General features: G+C 35.3%; 12 protein-coding genes. 6 read left to right on the forward strand and 6 right to left on the reverse strand.

What is annotated here, in order from left to right:
• Positions 1–1,200: 1,200 nt before the first annotated feature.
• Genes ACFELZ_RS00515 through ACFELZ_RS00540 form a run of 6 tightly spaced genes read right to left on the reverse strand, consistent with a single transcriptional unit; the run spans position 1,201 to position 7,206 of the window.
• A complete protein-coding gene (locus tag ACFELZ_RS00515; protein WP_082941387.1) occupies positions 1,201–3,282 on the reverse strand; it encodes an AAA family ATPase in 2,082 nt (693 codons plus the stop codon).
• Positions 3,283–3,317: 35 nt separating this feature from the next.
• Positions 3,318–4,502: an AAA family ATPase gene (locus tag ACFELZ_RS00520; protein WP_375316258.1), complete on the reverse strand. Its 1,185-nt coding sequence runs from the start codon at positions 4,500–4,502 to the stop codon at positions 3,318–3,320.
• A complete protein-coding gene (locus tag ACFELZ_RS00525; protein WP_065095312.1) occupies positions 4,499–4,990 on the reverse strand; it encodes a hypothetical protein in 492 nt (163 codons plus the stop codon). The genes ACFELZ_RS00520 and ACFELZ_RS00525 overlap by 4 nt, the downstream gene beginning before the upstream one ends.
• A gap of 32 nt (positions 4,991–5,022) precedes the next feature.
• Positions 5,023–5,829 (reverse strand): AAA family ATPase, encoded by an 807-nt coding sequence (locus ACFELZ_RS00530; RefSeq protein WP_375316259.1) that lies wholly within the window; start codon positions 5,827–5,829, stop codon positions 5,023–5,025.
• A 23-nt stretch (positions 5,830–5,852) separates the two neighbouring features.
• A complete protein-coding gene (locus ACFELZ_RS00535; RefSeq protein ID WP_065095314.1) occupies positions 5,853–6,665 on the reverse strand; it encodes an ATP-binding protein in 813 nt (270 codons plus the stop codon).
• Between the two features lie 52 nt (positions 6,666–6,717).
• Positions 6,718–7,206 carry a sigma-70 family RNA polymerase sigma factor gene (locus ACFELZ_RS00540; protein WP_065095315.1) on the reverse strand — a complete coding sequence of 163 codons (489 nt, stop codon included), beginning with the start codon at positions 7,204–7,206 and terminating at the stop codon, positions 6,718–6,720.
• A 251-nt stretch (positions 7,207–7,457) separates the two neighbouring features.
• Between ACFELZ_RS00540 and ACFELZ_RS00545 the strand changes: the two genes are divergently transcribed.
• The 6 genes from ACFELZ_RS00545 to ACFELZ_RS00570 are packed head-to-tail and all read left to right on the forward strand — an operon-like array spanning position 7,458 to position 19,160.
• The gene (locus ACFELZ_RS00545) at positions 7,458–8,141 is read left to right on the forward strand and encodes a hypothetical protein (protein WP_375316260.1); all 684 of its coding nucleotides are present in this window, start codon (positions 7,458–7,460) and stop codon (positions 8,139–8,141) included.
• A gap of 7 nt (positions 8,142–8,148) precedes the next feature.
• Entirely contained in the window at positions 8,149–8,463 is a 315-nt protein-coding gene (locus ACFELZ_RS00550; protein ID WP_375316261.1) for a hypothetical protein, read from the forward strand.
• Between the two features lie 17 nt (positions 8,464–8,480).
• On the forward strand, positions 8,481–15,776 hold the full coding sequence (locus ACFELZ_RS00555; protein WP_375316262.1) for a neuraminidase-like domain-containing protein: 7,296 nt from the start codon (positions 8,481–8,483) through the stop codon (positions 15,774–15,776).
• Position 15,777: 1 nt separating this feature from the next.
• On the forward strand, positions 15,778–17,718 hold the full coding sequence (locus tag ACFELZ_RS00560) for a DUF4815 domain-containing protein (RefSeq protein ID WP_375316263.1): 1,941 nt from the start codon (positions 15,778–15,780) through the stop codon (positions 17,716–17,718).
• A 6-nt stretch (positions 17,719–17,724) separates the two neighbouring features.
• Positions 17,725–17,871: a hypothetical protein gene (locus ACFELZ_RS00565; protein ID WP_375316264.1), complete on the forward strand. Its 147-nt coding sequence runs from the start codon at positions 17,725–17,727 to the stop codon at positions 17,869–17,871.
• A gap of 59 nt (positions 17,872–17,930) precedes the next feature.
• A complete protein-coding gene (locus ACFELZ_RS00570; RefSeq protein ID WP_375316265.1) occupies positions 17,931–19,160 on the forward strand; it encodes a hypothetical protein in 1,230 nt (409 codons plus the stop codon).
• The last annotated feature ends 1 nt before the right edge of the window (position 19,161 follow it).

The raw sequence follows: 19,161 nt of genomic DNA on the forward strand, positions 1-19,161 counted from the left end.
TCAAATCACCTATAAATAGTTTCCCAGTTCCCATTTTACAGTTGGAGCAGGGCTAGTAGCTTTTGGTTTTATATCACCTGCAGCATAGGTGCTTTAACTGCTCTTCATATTGCCTTGCATTGACAAATTTTTTCCTTCAAAGAAGATTCACTCGTTGAGATTTCCAAAATGGCACCATGCAAGCCTGCTAAAAACAGTATTCACCTATTGTAGATAAGGTATGTTTTTTGTCTCTTTCAGGCTTTTGTTTTTTCTTAAGTCTTTACAGCTAAAATAAAACGTGATATGGCTGCACAAGGTTTTCTATTGAGTTAAGCTACACATGCCCCTCATTGGGTTTTTAATGTAGTTTACAAGAGTTCTTTGGGTTAAACCTATAAATTTGGGTCCACCAAGTGGTATAATTACTCTAAAAAGCATTAAAAATAGGAATTAAAAAAATAGACTGTTATCAAGATGAATTTTTCTTCAACTGCTTCTGTGCTAATAATCACAATAGATATATTACATACTACTAATATGTAATATATTATATATATAAAGGAATCTGCCATTCTGCCAACTTGCTCAAATCAGCCATAGAAGGGAACTTTGGAACATATTTCAAGTTGGCAACTTTCTGCCATTCTACCAACTTATTACTTTTTCTAAGCTACTGATTTTCTTATATTTTTATCAATTTTAAGTTGGTAGAATGGCAGATTCTTCAGTTTGCCAACTTGCCAACTTGCCAACTTAATATATAATTCTACTATCTCCTTTTGCAATGTTATACATTTCTTGGTTTTTAGCTGTTAACTGCATTTGGTAAAAGATAATAATTTGGAAATTTTTGGTATAATCTGTGCTCCTAGGTCCTGATCTTTCTCAAGCAGCTCATTGAAATAGTATTTTCTCTCCTCTCTTTAATTCCTTAGTCCTACTATATTCAAATTTTCAGATATTTTTAAAAGGCTTGCCAGACATGTTTATATCTGTTCTATAATTATCTTTTTAGCATTTGTATTTACTTTGCTATTTTGTTGAATGGGTATTTACTTCCAAAAAATTTTTGTTTCAGACCCCTAATTCGTTTGCTATCTATAAAGAGGCTATTTGCTTCTTTAGCTTTCCTATAGATGTTATCTATAATGAAGATTGAGTAACATTATATTTTCATTATACTAATAATAATTAACATTGTATATTATCTTTCCCATATTATTTCTCAGAGTTATGTAAGACCCATACATCCCTATTTTCCACAGGTAGAGTCGCTCCATTGTTTGGTACAAGATAGTAATCTGGTTTTACCAATACATACTGATTTTCAGCAATTTTTAGCTCCATGTCTTTTACACATAGGTAACCATGCTTCGATCTTGTGTTTGATAATCCATATTCATCACACTTCTTGAAAAATTTTATATGACCTATCATTGCAAGATTACTAATTCTTTCACGAATGCTACGATCACTACCAAGTCCGAACTTTCCTTCAAAACACTTTGCAAAGCTAGCTGCAGTATATACTTCTCCTCTATACGCTTCATTAGAGATTAACTCTAAAATTATATCACATCTTCTTAGACGTTCTAAATCCAATTTAGTATTATAGCTAGACCTTACTATTCTTTCTGAATTTAATGTATCATCAGATTGTACAAACGCACCGTTATGCCAATAAAATGAAATCTTTTCTTCGTTAGATGCAGAATAATTTGACTTCTTACGGCAAAGTACTCGTTCATTACCAGAAGCATCAGCTTTATCTGGCTTTGACAAGTACCAACGAGATCTTACTGTATTATTCCACGCAGTTGAACCACCTGTACCTGTTTTACGTATTATTCCTGAATCAGAAGGATGAGCACATAATAATACAGCTCCTTTTATTACTTTCACTATTTTTCCACAACAACTTTGAATAAATTGTCTCACATGAGAGCGATTGTTTTCATTGCCACCAAATAAGTCTGCTGCTGTATCTAAAACTACTAGCTTTGGTTGAAACAATTTAATATCTTCAAGTAATTCTTCAAAGCAATGAGTTAATTTACCTATATCTTTGTTATCAAATATCATGAGTAGATTATCTTTCCACACTCTCGATAAAAAGCCAATATTATCATGAAAGTCACAGGATTCCATATCTAACTGATATAATCTATTTATAGCACACTGTCTTCGCCACAGCTCTTCTGTATCATCTTCACAAAATACACCATATGTCTTCATCTGCTCAATTTCCATTCCCAACCAAGATTTACCTGTGCTCGCTGCTGTCATTAGTTGTTGAGCAAGTAGAGACTTTCCCATACCACCATCACCGTAGAGAGCCGTAACACTTCCAATAGGAAGCCAATCTTTAACAATCCATTCTCTTTCTGGAGCAATATTAGCCCAAGCTCTGGTATCTATTCTCAACGATTTTTTTGAAGGAGCCTTTTTTGTACTAAGGATGAACTCTTTAACATTTACACCTTCTTTCACGCAATCAGCAGCGTCCCAACCCTTTGGTTTATCTTTAGGTATTTCCAAAATGCAAAGTTCTTCAACTCCAAGACAAGTAAGTTTCATAGCAGATTTTTCAGCGTATTTCTTACCTGCTTCATCATTATCTGGCCATATAATAATGTGTTTACCTTTAAGTGGAGTCCAATCTGTTTTTTCAATAGGTGCATTTGCTCCAGACATTGCTGTTGTTGCAGTTATTCCTTTCTCTATCAGCGCTTCTGCACATTTTTCTCCTTCAACAAGAATAACTTTATCGGACTTCAAAATACCTGGAATATTATAGAGTGGCCTTATCTTCGGTGCACCAAAGTCGGACTTTTTTATATCAAAAGGAAGATATCGCTTCCCATTATCATCATCGTAACGATAGATTCTAACAATAGCTTGGCCGTTTTCACCGTAATAATCCCAATATGCAGTTGGACTACTTGAAGTTTTGAAGTGACCAAGCCACTCAGCTATAGAAGCCATTACTTCAGGAAACTCTATTCTTGTACTTTTTCTATTTACTCCCGCCCAAAGGTCGATAATGTCACCACCTTCTCCTGTTGCAAAATCATGCCATAGGCCAGCTTCACTACCACTTAATTCTACTACTAGACTCTTTCCTTTATCACCTTGTACATTGCCTACATAAAACTTATCACCACGAAAAGTTCCTCTTGGTAATAGATATGAAAGGCATGATCTGATATTTAACAGAAGCTGAGCTTTAAGTTGTTCTTTTTCTACTAACGGTGCATTTTTTCGTGGAGCTGCAGTATTAAAATCACAATAGATACCCATAAAATCTCCAATATATTTAAAGTTTAGAAATTTGGTTAAGCTGTGGCTATCCAGCGTCCGTTAACCATGTTTATGAATTTTGTTGGTATTGGTTTGCCGTTTTTAAGTTCGTACATCAATTGCAGAGTATTCCTTTCTGGCCTAAATATCATTACTCCAGATGTATATAAACTTCTTAAAACATTAGCACCACTCAATGCTTGAAATGGATTCTTTTTTAACGTGGTTGTTGACACTTTTTTTGTGTAATGTGTAACTATTACTCCAGCCGTAGGATTAGTTATAGAGCGTAGTTCATCAATACTATTTTGCAGAAAAGAGATCATACTCCTATAATCAAAAACAGAGTCTATTACTATAAGATCAACTGTTTTTACATCGAGATTTTCCGACATAATTTCCTTTATTTTTTCCACATTCAAAGTTAACTGTACTTTTTTAGTAATAACTAAGTTTTCTGTTCCTTCATCAAGGATTTTCTTGCTGATTCTTAGCTTCTGTAAGCGCTCTCTTATGTAATCATATTCCATTTCATTCTGTAGATAGAATATCTTAAGTGGCTTTGCAGGCTTCATACCAAGAAATGATACTCCAGCAGCTAAATGTACTAACATGGAAAGTAGAAAATTACTTTTTCCTATTTTTGGAGTTCCACCTATGACCAAAAGACCACTTGGAGTTAGAATTCTTGGGCCTATTATATCTTTTGGCATTGGTGATTTATCATTCAAGTAATGCCTTGCTGAAAACGATGTAATTTTATGTTTTGTTGTGTTTTCTTTAGTATTTAACCACTTCTTAGCGGAATTTATATCACCTTTCACTAAAGTCCAAAGATCAATGATATCACCACTAATTCCTTTAGTAAAATTATGCCAATTTCCAGCTTCTTTACCCACTATTTTAACTGTAATCATATCCCCGTCACAGTTGCCAACATAAGTCCTCTCTCGATAAAAATTACCGCTTGGAATTAGGTAAGGTACACACTCCTTAATATTATCAATTAATAATCCTTTTATTTCCTTTCTCTGCATAAAACTCCCATGCATACTTTTCATACGTTTAGAGCTGAGATTAGCTAGCTCACAAACAGTTTCAAAAGACTCTGAATCAAACCATTTAATTGCTTCTTTCTTTAGCTCTAGATTTTTTCCTGCTGCATCTTTGATAGCTCTCTCAATTACAGCAATCCAGAGCTTCTCTTCGTCGTACTTCAAAATGGCAACCAATCAACTTCAGATTGTTCTGGAGTAATAACCGTAGCAATCTTGTTCTTTTCTCCATACCGATCAGCTTCAATACCAACTTTTGCAGTAAACTCTACCCCGTTAAAGTCAGCTATAGAGTTGACTTTTCTAGCAATAGCTGCTTTTTCTGAAGTGTCATTTGAATGAATGTTCCGTGCTGACTCCAAAATACTTCTAAGCATAGAACGACCAGATTCTCCCCAAGTATCTTCTCCTTCAACTCTTGCTTTGCCACTTTTAATACCAATTACTTGAAAAATCTTGCGTTTTGCATATGGACCTTCAGTGACAGTAAATTCAACGTTTAAATAGATGCTGCCAGTAGTGTAGCTTTTCGTGAACCAATTTTCATAACCTCCTGGTTTAATTGCCATTTTTACCTTGACTATTGTACCTTTTGGTATTAAATTACTCTGTAATTTTGCAGTATTAAAATCAGTTAAAAAATCTGTTAGCATATTGTTCCCTATAAATTAAGTAAAAAAAAGAATCAACTCCATTGGTCTACAAGTTTCCAACGACCATTTATCTTATCGACAAGCTTGCTTGCCACACGTTCACCATTTCGCAGCTCAAACACTATTTGACGGGTAGTGCTTTCTTCATCATGAGCAAACATCACCATGCCAGTGCTATAAAATCCACGTAAAGATCCAGCACCGCTTAGGCCTTGAAATGGATCTTCTTCCAGCATCTTTTTGGATAGTTTTTTTGTGTGGTAGGTAAGGATTATACCTGCATCTGGATTAATAATGTTCCTCAGTCTTTCAAGCGTTTTTTGCAAAAAGAATAGCATAGCGCTGTTGTCATTTTCATTACCATATTCACTTGAGTTAAAAATGTTACGAAGAGGATCAATTGCAATAATATCAGGTTTGAAACGCTCTTTAACGGTGCTTTTGATCTCATCTATTTCTTCACTGCTGAAAGATAATTGCACTCTTGGCGTGATAATTAAGTTATTGGCAGCTATATCCAAAAGTTCTTGGTCGAATGTCAGTTGCTGTAAACGCTCTTTCATGTATTCATACTCAATTTCAGTTTGCATGTAGAAAATTTTCATAGGACGACTAGGAGTCATACTGAGAAATGAAACTCCGGCAGCCATGTGAATCAACCAGGAAATAAGAAAATCACTCTTGCCAATCTTAGGTGGGCCACCCAGTACCAATAGACCTCTTTTAGTTAGAATCCTTGGTGCGATTATATCTTCTGGTATTGGCGATTGATCATTCAAATATTCTTTCACACTGAAAAAGGGAATTTTTTGACCGATATTGAAAAAGCTTTGTTCCATAATAATTATTCTCCAATTTTTAATTAAGCAATAGGAGCCAAAGTTTTGGCTTTAATTTTCGCAAGTAATTTACCCAAATGTGGTTCTTCAACCATATTCAGGCAGCCACTTCGATCTTTAGCTGGGTATCCCCAAGTATTAATAGTCTGACAGATAAATGAACGTACTTCTGTGCCATTATCTTTCTTAATTCCAACCATGCTGATCACCTCATCAACAATACCTGGAATCTCACTAGCAGTTTTAGCTCCTTCACATTGAGGTAGCCAAGTTGGACGATTGCAGTCATCGAGATATTGACCTAATGTGCCAACTATGATGATGTCTTTATCTCTGATATGTTGAAACTGATTGAGCCAAGCCATCATCTCTTGAGCAAGTAACCCATAAGCAGCTCTTTTGTCTTCTTTTCCCGATCTATCAGAAAAACACTCAGGTTGCATCCTTGCCCATAAAAGACATAAACGTGAAGCAACGGTTATACTATCTACAAAGATGCATCGGTATTTAGAAGTCTCAGAAAGAAGATCTTTATACTTGCCAGATACATGTTCATGGTGTTTTTGACTGTATGCTTGGTCAGATTTCAGCGCAGGGTTTGGACCACCAATTAGGCAGGCAATATCCCGAGCTTGATTCCAAGTACGAACACTAATTGAATCTCCCTGCCAATCTTGAACAGCAAGCAGACCTGCTTCAAAGTCAAGACATAGTGTTGGTTCACTTATAGTCTTTAAGAGGCTGGTTTTACCAATACCGTAAGGACCAAAAATTACTACTTTTATGCCTGTAGTTGTTTTCAATCTTTCATTATTGTTTAAAATTTTAAAAGTCATTTATTCACCTCAATGGTATATGTTATATATTCAGGAAAGGTAGAATTTATGTTCAATTTTTCTTTTTGCTCTTGTAGTAGATGGAAGAGAGTTTTATACGTATTTTTCTTACCATAGTATTTAAAGTAGTTCTTGATATGTTGTTCATCTTAGCAACTTCATATAAGTTAAAGTACTTGAGTTGTTCGCATATCTTTTGCATCTTTCTTGGTAGCGTTGAAATCATGTAATCTACATCAGTACGTTTTGCTACTTCATCTTCAAAAGCTTCTGTTTTCTCAATATTGACGTAGTTATTAATGTTGCGTTTAATACATAGTTGTTTCTCCAATAAGTTATTGGCACGACGTTCAGTTAATCTTGCTACAAAAGTGTTAAAGCTACCTTTACTTTCATCATATCTATCAAGATAAGTCCAAATTTCACAGAAAAGTTCTTGCTCAAGATCTTCATGAGTTTCATGAGCAAAGCATTCAAAAAGTTTTAATCTCTTAGCTTGATACCGTATATTTTGAACAACTATGGCAGTTTTTAGTTTCATAACTTTTCCCTAAAACAATTAATGCTTTAAGGATGAGAACTTATAGGTGCACTTTGTAGGACAGGAGCAAAAATAAATAATACAGATGCAATTTTTAACCTATTGATATTCTATTGTTTTTTTTCGAGAATAATACAGTTCGATTTTTAAATAATACTGCAACAAAAAATTAGGCAAAAATTCATTTTTTTTGGACAAAAATTTTCCAAATCCTGAATATATATTATATAAGCCTTTCAAACTCATCACAGGTGTCAATTCTTACACAATCAGGAAGAGCAGCAATAGCAGCCAGCATAAAAGAGCAAGTTATACATCTTGCTTGGGGAACAGGTGATTCAAGCTCTGGAAGTAGCCATCAGGTCGAAAAAGTTTTTGTTGAGGGTGAAATAGCTCTAGATCACCACACTATTAAAGATGTAAGGGTTTTTACAGGACAAACAACTTATCAGTCAAGTATAGATTATATAGTTGATAGCAGTAGTGGTGTAATAAAACGTACGGAAAATAGCTCTATCAGGGCAAATAGTGCAGTTACTGTAGAATATAGTGAAAGCACACCACCAGAGCTGATAACTTCTGAAAAACTGCTCAATGAGCTTGGCAGACGTACTGCGAACGAAGTGCTCTTCTGCACAGGTGATGAGAATGGAGAGCTTTTGACCCCTTCTGGAAGGTTTAGGCCCTCAAATGTACCAACTAATAATCTCTATCTTAAATTTACTTTCGATTTCACGGACGCAGCAAATCAAGTGATAAGGGAATTAGGGGTTATGGTTGGTACTAAAGTAAAAGAAGGGTTACCTAGAGGACAAAGATATTTTGAACCAAAAGACGTGGAAAATCCTGGAATCTTATTAGTTTTAGAACACACCGTACCACTTATCAGAACTGCAGCAACCCGGGAAACATTTGCCTTTGTAGTAACATTTTAAAAAATTTATGAAAGGAAAAAAAGAAATGACAAATGATGCGCTTATTCGTTTACAGAAGATGGGACTTGATGATTCCACTGCTGAGCAGCTACTGAGTTTTAAAGACGATGAAAACTTCTTATATGACTCAGTGTTTAAAATTACTGACTTATTCGAAGATAGATTTGTCGAAGCAGTAAAAGATACATTTTCAGAGAGTACAGCACGGGATATCTACCAAAAAGCTACAGCTAGAAAGAAATTTATCTCAATTTACATGGCAAACGCTAGGAACATCTCTGAGCCTCATTATCGAGCTCAACGTTGTTGTAACATACATTAAAATTTACAGGAGAAAAAATGCAAATACCAAAAATCTTTAATACCGACGATTACAATCAATGTGAAAGTTGCCAATCGGTACTTAGTCCTGCAGCTTATCTGGTTAAATTATTGGAAATAGTTGATAAATATGAGCAGCCACCTAAATTACTTAAAAAACGTCGTCCTGATCTCTACGATATTAAACTCGATTGTGACAATACCAACAAGGAAAAGCTATATCTTGAAATTGTCAATGAAATAATGGAGAAAAATCTAAAACTTACGCTTAAAGAAGATGATGTCCTATGTAAGCTTGCAACTGCCAAATATCCTTTTAATCTTCCAGCAAATTTTCCGCTAATGAGTATACGTGCTTACCTTAAGAAGCATAAGACAAGCTTAGCAGAGATATATAAAATACTGATTGAAAATGCTGACACTGATGCAGAATTTTTGAGTCTTTCTCCAGAAGAATACGAAGTAATTACGTCTGATAATAAGACAGAAGCTTATTTAAAAGAGGTATATGGAATAAAAGACGGGAAAATAGATCAATTGAAAAATGTTGATAAATTCATTGCACAAACAGGTATAGAGCATGATAAGCTTCAACCATTACTTGATAGCTATAAAGGTGCAAAAAAACTTACTATTACAGAACAAACTATAAATAATCTTGATAATCAAGCACTGAGCTTTCTACATCGCTTCATTCGTTTAGCAAACAAACTTGATTGGTCATTTGCTGAATTAACTCAAGCACTAAATGGGAGTAAAATTGATCAGAAAAAAATAGCAAAGATTAAAAATCTACAAGAAAGATTTAAGCAACCTTTAGCTAAGATATTTGCATTGTATGCTGATAGTTTACCAGAGAGTGTATCAAGTAAAATTGACAGTTTACCAGAATTTAAAGCACTTTTAAGTCAAAAAAACCTCAAAGATTTAGCTGCTACAGCAAGTAATTATAGCGCATTGCAAAATATTTTAGAAGTAAACAGTAATGAATTAACTGCTTTGATTAATTACCACAATGATCAAGAGGTATTCGGAGAAAAAATTTTAAAAGTATATAAACAAGTTCTGCTTGCAAGATTAGTAAACATACCAATAGCAGAGCTCTTATCACAATTAAGCGTAGAAGGAATAAATCTGGAAAATGTGGTTGAATTTAATGATTGGTTAAAGAAGCATTCAATTACCACTGAGCAAATACGCAGATTGATTGATCCTGCTTCAAGTAAGCAACTTGCGAAACAATTATATGAATCAACAAAAGAAGTAAAAGATTCGCAGAGTTTCTATAACGAAGTATATAAGTGTGTAGGCAACATTCAACCTGAAATACTCGATGCTATTTATACGTTTACTGCTGATTCAAACAATCCACAACCATTTTTAGACAAAGGATTTTTAGAAAAGCTCATTCATAACATAGATGTATTTACGACATTGAAGCTTGAAGTAGAGGGTATTACAAGTTACAAAAGTGTCTATGGAGTAGAGGGAAAATGGTCAATTGAGCAGATTCGGACTCTGTTAAACTATAAAACACTTAAAGCATCATATTCTACACTACCTGAATACATTAACTGGTTATCTGGCAATGACTACAGCAGTGATAAAGTAACGGAGAAAATGGTTCAGCTTACTGGTTGGAGTAAAGATACACTCGAAGCTATTAAAAAAGTCGAAATATTTAAGCAATGTTTTGGCAAGCAAGATTCGGTGAATTCTTTAATGAAGATTAAGTCCCTCATGGATATAGCTGGAATCAATGTCAAAGTTCTACTGAAGCTTCAGGATTTATACAATTTAAAAGCAAGTGAAGGATGGAAAAAATATACCGATACTGAAAAAGATTTAGAACTGATCACTGAAAAAGACGAAGGATATTTAGCAAGAGAAAAGCGAGATATTCTTGCAAGGTACATGATACATACTAATTCGAATCTGAAAAACATGAGGGATCTTTATGGGTTTTTATTGATCGATGTTGAAATGAGTGAATGTTCAAAGATTTCGCCGATTAAAGCGGCACTAAATAGTGTTCAGCTATACATTCATCGTGCTATGATGAAGATAGAAAAAGATAAAGATAAGGATGTGGAGATTAAAGGCCTGACGGAAGAAGAATGGAAATGGCTGTCCAGTTATCGTGAATGGGAAGCAAGCAATAAGATAAAATTATATCCAGAAAACTACTTAAATCCAACATTACGTAAAATTGTTACTCCAGAGTATAAGAAACTACAAAACACGCTCATGCAAGGAAATATCACCGACGAAGGAGTAAGTGATGCATACATGAAGTATTTTGAAGATTTTGAACAAGTAACTAGTTTAAAAATAGTTGATAGTTGTTATGAAAAAGTAGAAGGAAAAAATACTTTATATGTTATTGGTCGCACCCTTGCTCAACCCTATGATTATTATTACCGCGCAGCAGTATTTGATCAGAAAAATCAAAATATACTTTACTGGACTGCGTGGGAGAAAATAGAGGCATCGATTCCAGTTGAAACAATAACCCCAATACATGCATTCAACAGATTATTTATATTTTGGGTGCAACAAATTGAAAAAAGTGAAAATAACGAAAAAAGAATCGATGCAACGATTAATTACATCTTTCAAAAACCAAGCGGAAGTTGGACAGCACCACAGAAGCTTGCAAGTGATATTAAAATAGATCCAGTTGATGAAGCAAAAGAATTATACTGGAAGAAAGTAGCAGCTTTTTATCTAAAAGAAAAGGATGGAAATGAGAGACGAATAGTCATTGTTATTGGTAAAACAAAATTTGATGATAATAAACCTTCATCTAATTTATTTACTCTTGATGAAGATTTAGTTGCTAGTGAAAATCAGAAAGGAAAGTTTATTAATAATCTTCCTTATAAATATCGTATTATCGACCTAAACAAAAGTTTCCTTAATCGAAAGAGTATAACGATTACAGGAGTTGGCAATAAGGTCATTTTTTTTGGTGGCAGGAGTGGCAATTATCCAAATTATCAATACTTTTCACAAGTAAATGTTTACGATGATAACACAGGAAATTGGACAACTCATACTTCTAGCGAAGCACGATATCAACCAACAGTAGGAATAGTAAGCAACAAAGCTATTTTCTTTGGGGGTACTACAAATAATCGGTTCTCAAAGGAGCTATTTTCCTCAAAAATAGATATTTATGACAGTGAAACAGGAAGCTGGACTACTCATACTGCTAGTGAAGGACGGTGGGATGTAGCAGTGGCAGTAGTAAATCACAAAGCCGTTTTCTTTGGAGGTAAGAAGATTAATGGTGAATGCTCAGCACGAATAGATATTTATGACGATGAAACAAGAAGTTGGACAACATGCACTACTAGTGAAGCAAGAATGAGTGTAACAGTAGCGGTAGTAGGAAAGAAAGCTATTTTTTTCGCAGGAAATAAAGGTTATGATAGTAGTAATCATGTAATATGTTCTTCGCAAGTAGATATCTATGATAGTGAAACAGGAAGTTGGACTACTCATACTGCTAGTGAAGGAAGGTATAGTGCAAGAGTAGGTGTAGTCGGCAAAAAAGCTATTTTTTTTGGAGATATAAAAACTATAGGTAATTCTTCAAAAATAGATATTTATGACAGTGAAACAGGAAGTTGGACTACTCACACCACTAGTGAAGCACGGGAATGGATATCGGTAGCAGTAGTAGATAAGAGAGCTATTTTCTTTGGAGGTTACGAATCCTCACAGATAGATATTTATGATGATGAAACTGGAGAATGGACAGTACATGCTGCTAGTGAAGCGAGGGCTTTTGCAGCAGTAGCAGTAATTGGCAAAAAGGCTATTTTCCTTGGAGGAAATAAAGGTTTGAGAAATGGTAATTTTATATACTCTTCGCAGGTAGATATCTATAATGACGATGAAGTTGATGAAAATAAAAAATGGACTTCACACACCTTAAGTGGAGAACTAGGTAAAGACAAAGTTGCAGTAGTTGGCGATAACGTTATTTTCTTTCGTAGCAAATTAGATGGTAAGTATTGTGAAAAAGTATATGTTTACAACAATGAGGCTGATTATTGGACAACCATAACTTCAAATATTAAAAGCGATGCCTGCTCTATCATTCGAGGTGATAAAGTATCATTTTTCGGTACTGATGAAAATAATAACGTATTCAAACAAGAAATACAAATAAGCATTTCATACCCTTCTTATGATGTAATTAACCGTGATGATAAACTTCATTTAGGGAAAACTAAAAATATCTTTGAAACTAACGTTACTAATAAAAAGGATAATGCTGAACTTCTACATAAAGATGATGATAAAAAGTGGTTAACATTGCTAAGTAATTTTAAAAAGTCCTTATCCCAGCAAGTAATCAATAAACCTGGTTGGTTCATCGTTGAAGGTAACCTCGAGCGTGAAAATATTCGTGAGTCTTTCTTGCTTTTACCTAAAGATTACAACTTATCTGCAATTAGTGAGCAATCAACTTACAAGATAAACAAAAGTGAAAATAAGCTTGAGTTTGAATATGATGGTAAAAGCCAAAAATCTAACTTTCAAGATATAAAATTCTCTTTTACGAGGTTAAACATCACCGGCAATGTTCGCCATTTACGTCAAAAAGCTTATGCTGGTGGGCCAAAAAGCATTTTAACTCTAAAGTCACAGAAAATAGAACAACTTCCATTTTCAAGATTTAATCCAACAGATAGTATCTCTCATCGTCCAAGTGATACTTTGGACTTCAGTGGCGCTTATGGCCTTTATCTATGGGAAATATTTTTCCATATTCCAATGCTGGTTGCTTGGCACTTGCACAAAGAACAGGACTTTGCTACAGCAAGGAAATGGTATCAATATATCTTTAACCCTACCAATAATAATAAAGAATGGCAGTTTTTGCCTTTTGAAAAGCATAACAGTGATAATATCGTTGAGTCGATAAATGATACTCAAACTGCTGAAGAACTGGCAATTGATCCATTTGACCCATACACCATTGCAAAACAACGTACCACTGCATTTGAAAAGTATATCATCATCTCCTACATAGATAACCTCATTGATTGGGGAGATATGCTCTTTGCTAAGGGATCTTGGGAAGCATTAAATCAAGCTACGATGCTGTATATCAGAGCTTGGGATTTACTTGGCCCAAAACCTATTAAAAAAGGGAATTTTTCAGTTCAACCTCAATCCTTCAGTGAATTAAAAGACCATGATTTATTGAAAATGGAAACAGAACTACCAGCTGGTTCACAACTCGCAGTTCAATCTGATGAAGCTCATGATCTTATCAAATACAGCAATTACTTCTGCAAGCCTGAAAACAAGAGCTTTATTGGTCTTTGGGATAAAGTTGAAGATCGTTTATACAAGATAAGACATTGTTTAGATGTTAGAGGAAAAAAAGCAGTATTACCTTTATTTCAACCACCACTTAATCCTAAGCAATTAGCAGCAGCAACTGGCAGTTATTCTCTAGCACTACCAGAGGTGAAGCTAATACCACATTATCGCTTCAGTAAAATGGTAAGTTATGCAAAATCGATAGTTGAAACGGTGATAGAATTTGGCTCAGAATTACTTGATGTTCTGGAAAAGAGAGACGCTGAGTCACTGACTATTCTTTACAACAAACAAGAAGGAATAATCAGTAATTTAATCTCATCGGTTAAAGAAAAGACCATAGAAGCCTTAAAGAAAGAAAAAGATGCACTGAGTGCAAGTTTAAATAATGCTGAGGAGCGTGAATCGCATTATGAAAGTTTAATCAATGCTGGACGTTCATACCATGAAGTGAAAGGAATCTTATCATATTCTGAAGCAACTTCAACAAGACTTGGAGCTTGTGGTATATTTGGAGCTGCAGCATTAGCACATTGGATACCTACAGTATTTGGTTTTTCTTTTGGTGGTGCTAAACCTGGCTTTTCTACACAAACAGGAGCAGATTTTCTGACTACTCTAGCAGATATTAAGAAAGAAGGTGCAGAATTATCCAATATCATAGCAAGTTATCAAAGACGTGCTGAAGATTGGGATCTACAGAAAAAATTAGCTGCCTGTGATGTGAAGCAGATCAACCACACAATAGAGGCAAATCAAATTAATCAAACCATTGCTGAGCAAGAATTAAAAGTACATAAAGAGTCAATCAAGCAAAACCAGGAAAAAAGGGAATTCTTTGAAAGTAAGTTTACAAGTAAAGAGCTCTATGACTGGATGAAAGGGCAAATAGCAATAATATATTTCCAAGCTTATAAGATGGCTTTAGAGATGGTAAAACAGGTGGAAAAAACTTATCAGTATGAGTTGAATAACGATAGAGTATTTGTTACAGCAAGCTCTTGGAACAGCTTAAAAGAAGGATTACTTGCAGGTCATAGCTTGAAGTTTGCTCTTGAGCAAATGGCCAAAGAGTATCTTGATAATAATGAAAGAGCTCTGGAGATTACTAAAACAATACCTCTAAGTCCTATTGCAATCAATGAGTTAAAAACTCAAGGAAGCTGTAAGTTTGCATTAACAGAAAAAATGTTTGATCTTGATTTTCCAGGTCATTATTGTCGTAAGATTAAAAGTATAAGAATTACTATTAAAGCAGAAGTTGCTCCTTATCAGGATATTCATGCTACATTGCAACAAACAGCCAACAGAGTAGTACTGAAACCTGAGATTGAGGCAATAAGGTCATTACTCGATGAAAATAATGAACTCAGTGATAATCAATCATTAAGAGTAAACTGTAATACAAATCAGCAGATAGCAATATCAAAAGGAAACCAAGAAGATAGTGGATTATTCGAATTAAACTTCAATGATGAACGTTATCTACCATTTGAAGGTACAGGGGCGGTATCTGATTGGATTTTAGAGCTACAAAATACTGAAAAAGTTTCTGATGTGATTATACATCTTGATTATACTGCATTTAACGGAGGAAAAGAGTTAAGTAACAAAGTAAAAGCTCTGCCGAAGCTAAAGTACTATTACGACATGTTGGCAGTGAAGTTAAGTGAGGTAGATCAAGAAAAGTGGCAAAGATTTAAACAATCAGGAGAGTTTAAGTTTAAACCCTCTTTTTCGACTCGAATCAAAAATCCAGAAATTGATTTAAACGGTGTTTATCTCGTACCAAAAATAGCAGATGGGAGTGAGGTAAATATAAAACTGGGTAATAACGTTTGGGATAAGGATACTCATAAAGTCACTGTAACTGAGCTGGAGAATGATTGGGTCATTAAAGCAACTAATGCGAATAAAATAGAGGAGATTACGGTGATAATCCCTTATAAGGCTGAAGTCAATTGGAAGTAACATGAGTTTAAACGGCTATTACAATCGCTTTGATCCTGACAAAGAGTACGAAAAAAGCTTATTCCTGGCAGGAAGGGGTTTACAGTCAGCAGAATTAAACGAGACTCAAGAGTATGCTCTTTTCAAGCTCAAAGGCATAGGAGATGCGATATTTCGTGATGGTGATGTTATAACAGGAAGCAACTGTATCATAGATGGGGAAACCGGCGAAGTCACACTTGAATCGGGAAAAATCTATCTTCGTGGAGCGGTGAGAAAAGTAGGGGGAAAAAGATTTATTATTCCACTGAATACCACAGTTCGCATCGGTGTTTTTTTCGCCCTATCCACTATTACAGAACTTGAGGATGAGAATCTTCGTGATCCTGCCGTTGGTACACGTAATTATCAAGAAGTAGGGGCAGCAAGACTTAAAGTTTCCACCATTTGGGGTTATCAAGCAGAAGGTGTTTTTCCACGTTTTTCCACCACTGATGGAGAATTTTATCCAATTTATAACATTGAAAATGGAGTTCTCATTCAGCACTCACCACCTCCACAAGCAAACATAGTAACCACAGCTCTTGCTCGTTATGACAAAGAAGCCAATGGTTCCTATGTTGTAAATGGCCTAGAAGTAATGTTTCTGCAAAAGGAAGAGGGAGAAGGAGGAAAAAAAATATTTGTGATTAATGAGGGAAAAGCTCATGTTGATGGCTATGAGATTGAGCTGCCCCACAGTATTCGAGTTTCTTTTGATGAAGACCCAGATATAAAATCAGTTGCATCAGAACCACATACTTTTCAGCCAAATAGCCAAAGAGTAATGGAACTGAAAGTTAATGATTTTCCAATTAGCGAAATCAAGAAAGTAGATATAACTGTTCAAAAAACCATTACCATTACTCATGGTTCATACTCTGGAGCTATTGATCCGATACCTGACTCTGCAGTACTTGAGATTATTCAAGTTAAGCAAGGCAATATAATTTATGAAAATAGTGTAGATTATAAACTAAACGCAGGAAACGTTGATTGGTCATTGACAGGGAAAGAACCAGCACCTGGGAGTAGTTATCAAATAACTTATCGCTGTCGTACCCAGGTGAGCCCTGAAGATATAAATGAACAAGGATGTAAAGTAAGGGGAGCAGTTGATAATAGCTTGGTTCTGATTGATTATACCTGGAAAATGCCCCGCTTTGATTTAATTACCATAGATGCAAAAGGAGTGGTAAGAAGAATAAAAGGAATTGCCCATCCTTGGAAACCATCAATGCCAAAAGCACCTAGCGGACAACTTTTACTCTGCTACATTCACCAAACGTGGAAAACCTGGGAAAAAGAAAAGGTGAAAGTAATGAATAATGCTATCCATGCTGTGCCGATGAATGAGCTCGAAGCAATGAAGAGTGGAATAAGAGATCTTTATGCGCTAGTTGCAGAGGAGCGTCTACGCAGTGATGCAAATTCAAGAGAACCTACCACAAAAAAAGGAGTATTTGTCGATCCCTTCTTTGATGATGATATGCGTGATCAGGGTATTTCGCAGTCTGCAGCAATAGTAAATAAGGAACTAATTTTACCGATAGACGTGGAAATTATTGATGTTGAAAAGGGGAAAAAACCATATCTTTTGCCGTACGAACTTGAGCCAGTATTGGAGCAGCTTTTACAGACTGGTGAGGTAAAGATCAATCCATATCAGGCATTTGATCCAGTACCGGCAAAAGTTACCATGAACAAAAACACCGATCACTGGACCGAAATAAAGACCAATTGGTCAAGTCCAGTGACAAGAGAATTCAATACTAGAGAAACAACAGAGCTATTGTCAAGTAATTCATATGAAGCTGAATTTATGAGAGAAGCAGTACAAGATTTTGAGATTGAAGGTTTTGAGCCAAATGAGAAGCTTAAAGAGATAAAATTTGACGGAATAATTATTCAACCTACAGCGTAAAAAAAGATGTTAACAGCTAACAACCAGGGAAAATTAAAGGGAAAGGTGAAAGTACCGGCAAATATTCCAGCAGGTACTAAATTAGTGCAATTTTACGGGGATAAGGGAAGTTATGGAGAAGCAACTTATACTGGTAAAAAACAATTACCATAGAAGAAAGAAGAAGAGTTATAGCAGCAAGAAGAGTTGATCCTTTAGCGCAAACATTTACGTTGAATGAGAGCAGGCACATAGGAGGTGTGGAGCTATGGTTTGTAAATAAAGGCAAAAAACGTGTTGTTGTGCAGATTAGAGAAACAACAGTTGGAGTGCCCTTGCAGACTGTCATTGCTGAAAGCTATATTGAGCCAAAAGATGTAAAGATAGATGGCACAGCAACACGTATAACTTGGTCACCAGTGTTTTGTCATGCTGGGCAGGAATATGCGATAGTTTTACTCACCGATGACGGGGAAAATGCGGTCAAAGTAGCAGAACTTGGCAAATATGATGCAGTAAATAGTAGGTGGGTAACCAGTCAACCATATCAAGTAGGAGTATTACTGTCATCTAGCAATGCAAGTACGTGGACTCCACATCAAAATTTAGATTTAACGTTTCGACTACTAGCTGCAAAATTTAGCGAAAATTCTCACGTTGTTGATCTGGGCAAAGTTACAGCAAACAATGTATCAGATTTAATAGTTTTGACGAATGTGGAAAAAGTAGGCTTTGATACGAATGTGGAATTTATCTTAACAGATGAAGAAGGAAAAGAAAACTTTTTGTCTGATAACTTGCCGCTTGCGCTGCGTGAAAGACTATCTGGAGAGCTAACAGTAAAGGCAAATTTAAAAGGATCAAAAGAAAAAAGTCCTGTTCTTTATCCTGGGTTACAGCTAGTTCTGGGTAATCTTTCAGAGTCCGGAGATTATGTAACTAGGAGCATTACAGCAGGATCCAATACTAAGGTTACCATAACGTATGATGCACTGATACCCGGCACTGCAGATGTTAAAGCGTATGTGCAAAAAAGCGTGGGAGAATGGCAGTTAGTTAATTTAACAACGGGAAAACCAATCGGAGAAAATTGGGTGGAGAGAACTCACGTGCTATCAAATTTTAATGCCAATAAATCAAGTATTTCAAGAATAATATGGAAAAATGTTTACCAATACACAAGTTCTGATAGCAAGTTAGCTGGATCTGGCAATGTAGAAATTCCAGCAGGAAAAACAGTTGCAATATTACTTTACACATCATCTTACCTATGTTCCAGAACACAAGTCAGTCAAGGTATGCTTGCATCAAATTATGTATACAACTATGGTCAATTTATCCAGTGGGGAATATATAACATACGTAGCAATTTTCTAACCACGGGGCTTGAAATAGATGTAGAGAGAACGCTAAAAGCTTGGCAATGTCCTGGGTTATCTGAAACTTATGAACTCTGGAGGTAAC

Source organism: Wolbachia endosymbiont (group A) of Colletes cunicularius (assembly GCF_964264715.1).
In the GTDB taxonomy this organism is placed as follows: Bacteria; Pseudomonadota; Alphaproteobacteria; order Rickettsiales; family Anaplasmataceae; genus Wolbachia.

Excerpts from the sequence above, each read along its gene's own strand:
- ACFELZ_RS00515 (WP_082941387.1), bottom strand. The coding sequence starts at position 3,282 with ATGGGTATCTATTGTGATTTTAATACTGCAGCTCCACGAAAAAATGCA.
- ACFELZ_RS00525 (WP_065095312.1), bottom strand. The coding sequence starts at position 4,990 with ATGCTAACAGATTTTTTAACTGATTTTAATACTGCAAAATTACAGAGT.
- ACFELZ_RS00530 (WP_375316259.1), bottom strand. The coding sequence starts at position 5,829 with ATGGAACAAAGCTTTTTCAATATCGGTCAAAAAATTCCCTTTTTCAGT.
- ACFELZ_RS00535 (WP_065095314.1), bottom strand. The coding sequence starts at position 6,665 with ATGACTTTTAAAATTTTAAACAATAATGAAAGATTGAAAACAACTACA.
- ACFELZ_RS00540 (WP_065095315.1), bottom strand. The coding sequence starts at position 7,206 with ATGAAACTAAAAACTGCCATAGTTGTTCAAAATATACGGTATCAAGCT.
- ACFELZ_RS00550 (WP_375316261.1), top strand. The coding sequence starts at position 8,149 with ATGAAAGGAAAAAAAGAAATGACAAATGATGCGCTTATTCGTTTACAG.
- ACFELZ_RS00555 (WP_375316262.1), top strand. The coding sequence starts at position 8,481 with ATGCAAATACCAAAAATCTTTAATACCGACGATTACAATCAATGTGAA.
- ACFELZ_RS00560 (WP_375316263.1), top strand. The coding sequence starts at position 15,778 with ATGAGTTTAAACGGCTATTACAATCGCTTTGATCCTGACAAAGAGTAC.
- ACFELZ_RS00565 (WP_375316264.1), top strand. The coding sequence starts at position 17,725 with ATGTTAACAGCTAACAACCAGGGAAAATTAAAGGGAAAGGTGAAAGTA.